The sequence below is a fragment of the Inquilinus sp. genome, from assembly GCF_057815775.1.
Window position 1 is genome coordinate 1 of record NZ_JBYRFX010000347.1, and the last position, 4151, is coordinate 4151.

The window sequence follows — 4151 nt, forward strand, 5'->3', positions numbered from 1 at the left end:
TGCTCGACCGTCTCGTCCTTGCCTTTGGCCATGGCCGGGCCAGTGAGCAGCATGGCCCCGGCGATCGCGATCCAGCCCCATGTCCAGCCCGATAAACGCATACGCACCCACATCCCCGATAGCCCAGCCCGGCAACCCAACCCTGGGCGGCTCGCAATGATATTGCGATTTGCCCCGCAGAGCGAAACCGCCGCAACCGCATATTGACGCAATTTGTTGCATTTCATAGAAGTGGTCGGGATGTCAGACCAATTTTGATGACGCCGCCACTCATGTCCCTGCGACCCCGCTCAACATCGCTGCTTCCGGTCCGCACGCCGACGCGTGACGAAGCGGCGCTGGCGGCGATCGCCGAGCATGTCGAGCGATCCGGCATCGGGCCGGGCGACCGGCTGCCGCCGGAACGGGATCTGGCGGAGCAGCTGCAGGTCAGCCGCTCGACCATCCGCGAGGCGCTGAAGCGCTGGGAAGGCCTGGGCATCGTCGAGATGCGCAAGGGCAGTGGCACCTATCTGCGCGTCGCCGTCTCGACTGCCAGCATCCACATGCCGCTGACCATCGGCCGCGCCTCGGACGTCGACACGCTGCTGCACACGCTGGAAGTGCGCCGGGCGCTGGAGGGCGAGGCCGCGGCGATCTGCGCCCGCCGGGCAACGCCCGTGCAGGTCGCCGAGATCGGCCGCCGCCTCGACATCATGGAAGCGCATCACCTGAAATACGGCGACGCGCCGGAGCAGGACTGGGAATTTCACCAGTCGATCTTCCGCGCCACCGAGAACCCGATCTTCGAGCAGATCCTGGCCAGCATGCGGGACGCCTTCCACCGCTTCTGGGAAAACCCGCTCGACATGCCGGATTTCGCCGGACGCACCTTCCCCTATCACCGCGTGATGTACGACGCGATCGTCCGGCGTGACCCGGACGGCGCGCGCAACGCCGCGCTGACCATCATCGACATGGTCGACGAAGACATCCGCAACGCCGACCGGAACCGCGGGCCTGCCCATGACTGACGAATACGCCGCCGACGACTACGCCGCCGCCACCCAGCTGGCGCATGACGATGCCTTCCCGTCCGGCGCGGTGGTGCCGCCGATCTACCAGACCTCCCTCTTCACCTTCGCCAATTACGCGGAGATGGAGGCGGCGTTCTCCGGCCAGATCCAGCGGCCGATCTATTCCCGCGGCAACAACCCGACGGTGCAGGAGTTCGAGCGCAAGATCGCGGCGCTGGAAGGCGCCGAGGCGGCGCGCGGCACCGCCAGCGGCATGGCGGCGATCAGCTCCGCCGTGCTCAGCATCGCCAGCGCCGGCGACCGCATCCTGTGCACCCGCAACGTCTATGGCGATTCCTATCGCTTCTTCGAGAAGCTGCTGCCCCGGGTCGGCGTCACCGTCGACTATGTCGATGCCGGCGACCTCGCGGCGGTCGAGGCGGCGCTGCCGGGGGCGAAGCTGCTGTATCTCGAAAACCCGACCTCGATGATCTTCGACCTGCAGGAGATCGGCCGGCTGGCCGCCCTGGCCAAGGCGCATGGCGCGGCCACCATCATCGACAATTCCTGGGCGACGCCGCTGTTCCAGCAGCCGCTGAAGCACGGTGTCGACCTGGTCGTGCACTCCGCCTCCAAGTACCTCAGCGGCCACAGCGACACCGTGGCGGGGGTGATCGCCGGCTCGGCCGAACGCATCGCCCGGGTCAACGACCTGACCTACCCCTATCTCGGCGGCAAGCTGTCACCGTTCGAGGCCTGGCTGCTGATCCGCGGCATGCGCACCCTGCCGCTGCGGATGCGCCAGCATCACGAGAGCGGCCTGGCCATCGCCCGGCGCCTGGCCGACCACAAGCTGGTCACCCGCGTGCTGCACCCGGCCTTCTCGAACCATCCCGGCGGCGCCACGCTGACCGGCCACAGCGGCCTGTTCTCCTTCGAGGTCGATGATCGGGTCGATGTGCCCCGCCTCGTCGATGGGCTACGGCTGTTCAAGCTCGGCGTCAGCTGGGGCGGGCATGAAAGCCTGGTGATCCCGGCCCAGGCATCGCTGCGCCAGGCCCAGGGGCCGAACGCCCTGTCCGCCTTCGCGGTCTCGCCGCGCATCGTCCGCATCGCCGTCGGCCTGGAAGACACCGAGGATCTCTGGGCCGATCTCGACCGCGCACTTCTCGCCGCGGGCTGAAGTTTCCGTTCCATCGTCAAACAGGGGAGGCAAAAATGAAACGTCTGTTGCTGTTGGCCGGTCTGGCCGCGATCGCATTCACCGGGCCGGCGCTGGCCGACACCAACCTCAAGCTGGTCGAGGTCATCACCAGCCCGCAGCGCACCGAGTTCCTGAAGGGCCAGATCGACAAGTTCGAAGCCGCCAACCCCGGCATCCATGTCGAGATCATCTCGCTGCCCTGGGGCGAGGCGTTCGAGAAGTTCCTGACCATGGTGCAGGCCGGCGAGACCCCCGATATCGCCGAGATGCCGGAGCGCTGGATGTCGCTCTATGCCAACAACGGCCAGCTCGAAGACCTGACCTCCTACATCGCCAAATGGGACGAAGCCCCGACCCTGGGCGACCGGGCGGTGCAGTTCTCGAAGACCGTCAACAACACTCCCTACATGGTGCCCTACGGCTTCTATCTGCGCGGCCTGTACTGGAACAAGAAGCTGTTCCAGGAGGCCGGCATCACAGCACCGCCGAAGACGCTCGACGAATTCATGGACGTGTCGAAGAAGATCGGCGCGCTGGGCGGCGGCAAGGCCGGCTATTGCCTGCGCGGCGGCAAGGGCGGCACCGGCGGCACCGCCTTCTTCATGCTGTCGATGGACGGCAAGGGCAAGTTCTTCAACGACGACGGCACCTCGACCTTCAGCGATGACGGCGCGGTCCAGGGCATGCAGTTCCTGATCGACCTGTACAAGGCCGGCGGGGCGCCGAAGGACAGCCTGAACTGGGGCTTCAACGAGACCGTCACCGGCTTCTATTCCGGCGCCTGCGCCATGCTGGACAACGATCCGGACGCCATGATCGGCATCCTCGACCACATGAAGCCCGAGGACTTCGCGGTGGCGCCGATGCCGGTCGGCCCCGGCGGCCACGCCTACCCCTCGATCGGCTATGCCGGCTGGTCGATGTTCGCCAACAGCGAGCACAAGGAGGAAAGCTGGAAGCTGATGTCCTACCTGCTCGACAGCCAGCAGAACATCGAATGGGCCAAGTTCGTCGGCGTCCTGCCGATCCACAAGGGCGCCGAGAAGGACGCGCACTTCGCCGGTGACCTCTATGCCGGCTTGTTCAAGGAGCTGAATGACCCGCAGTGGCAGCCGGTGCCGTGGCCGGCCCATCTCGAGGAGTTCGGCTACTTCTTCGACGTGATGTCGGTGCAGAGCTTCCAGGAGGCCCTGCTGGGCCAGAAGCCGGCCGCCGACGTCGCCAAGGAATGGGCCGACTACCTCACCACGGCCCAGCAGAAATTCCTGGCCGGCAAGAAGTGACCGCAACCGACGTGATCCCGGGCAACCGCCCGGGATCTTCCTTCCGCCGCGCGCTGGGCAATGCGCTGGAGCCCTGGCTCTATCTCAGCCCGGCCTTGATCCTGCTGACGCTTAGCCTGCTGGTGCCGCTGATCGTCGGGCTGTCCTATGCCTTCCAGGATTTCGGGCCGTTCAAGAGCTCGTGGGTCGGCTTCAAGAATTTCGAGACGCTGATCCACGACGCCAATTTCTGGCGGGCGCTGAAGAACACCGTGTGGTGGACGGTCGGCAGCCTGGTGTTCCAGTTCTTCGGCGGGCTTGGGCTGGCGATGCTGCTGAACCGGCCGTTCCACGGCAAGCGCACGGTGCAGGCGCTGGTGTTCCTGCCCTGGGCGGTGCCGACCTTTCTGTCCGGCCTGGTCTGGGCCTGGCTGTTCAACCCGGTGGTCGGGCCGCTGCCCTACTGGCTGGCCGATCTCGGCATCCTGTCCGAGCCGTTCAACATCCTGTCCGACCCCGACCTGGCGATGTGGGGGCCGATCGTCGCCAACATCTGGTTCGGCATCCCGTTCTTCGCCATCACCCTGCTGGCGGCGCTGCAGGCGATCCCGTCCGACTTCTACGAGGCGGCGGCGATCGACGGCGCCACGGCATGGCAGCGCTTCACCAAGATCACCATCCCGTTCCTGG

General features: G+C 66.3%; 4 protein-coding genes. All 4 read left to right on the plus strand.

The features are described 5' to 3' along the window. The first annotated feature begins 272 nt into the window (after window positions 1–272). Window positions 273–1013: a FadR/GntR family transcriptional regulator gene (locus AC3XYG_RS12345; protein WP_489140132.1), complete on the plus strand. Its 741-nt coding sequence runs from the start codon at window positions 273–275 to the stop codon at window positions 1011–1013. Next, window positions 1006–2178 (plus strand): aminotransferase class I/II-fold pyridoxal phosphate-dependent enzyme, encoded by a 1173-nt coding sequence (locus AC3XYG_RS12350; RefSeq protein ID WP_489140133.1) that lies wholly within the window; start codon window positions 1006–1008, stop codon window positions 2176–2178. Before AC3XYG_RS12345 ends, AC3XYG_RS12350 begins: the two co-directional genes overlap by 8 nt. Window positions 2179–2213: 35 nt before the next feature. Continuing rightward, window positions 2214–3482, plus strand: a complete 1269-nt coding sequence (locus AC3XYG_RS12355) for an ABC transporter substrate-binding protein (RefSeq protein WP_489140134.1) — start codon at window positions 2214–2216, stop codon at window positions 3480–3482. Further along, window positions 3479–4151 (plus strand): carbohydrate ABC transporter permease (locus tag AC3XYG_RS12360; protein ID WP_489140135.1); only part of this gene is annotated, 673 nt, incomplete at its 3' end. The genes AC3XYG_RS12355 and AC3XYG_RS12360, both read left to right, overlap by 4 nt.

Excerpts from the sequence above, each read along its gene's own strand:
- AC3XYG_RS12345 (WP_489140132.1), top strand. The coding sequence starts at position 273 with ATGTCCCTGCGACCCCGCTCAACATCGCTGCTTCCGGTCCGCACGCCG.
- AC3XYG_RS12350 (WP_489140133.1), top strand. The coding sequence starts at position 1,006 with ATGACTGACGAATACGCCGCCGACGACTACGCCGCCGCCACCCAGCTG.
- AC3XYG_RS12355 (WP_489140134.1), top strand. The coding sequence starts at position 2,214 with ATGAAACGTCTGTTGCTGTTGGCCGGTCTGGCCGCGATCGCATTCACC.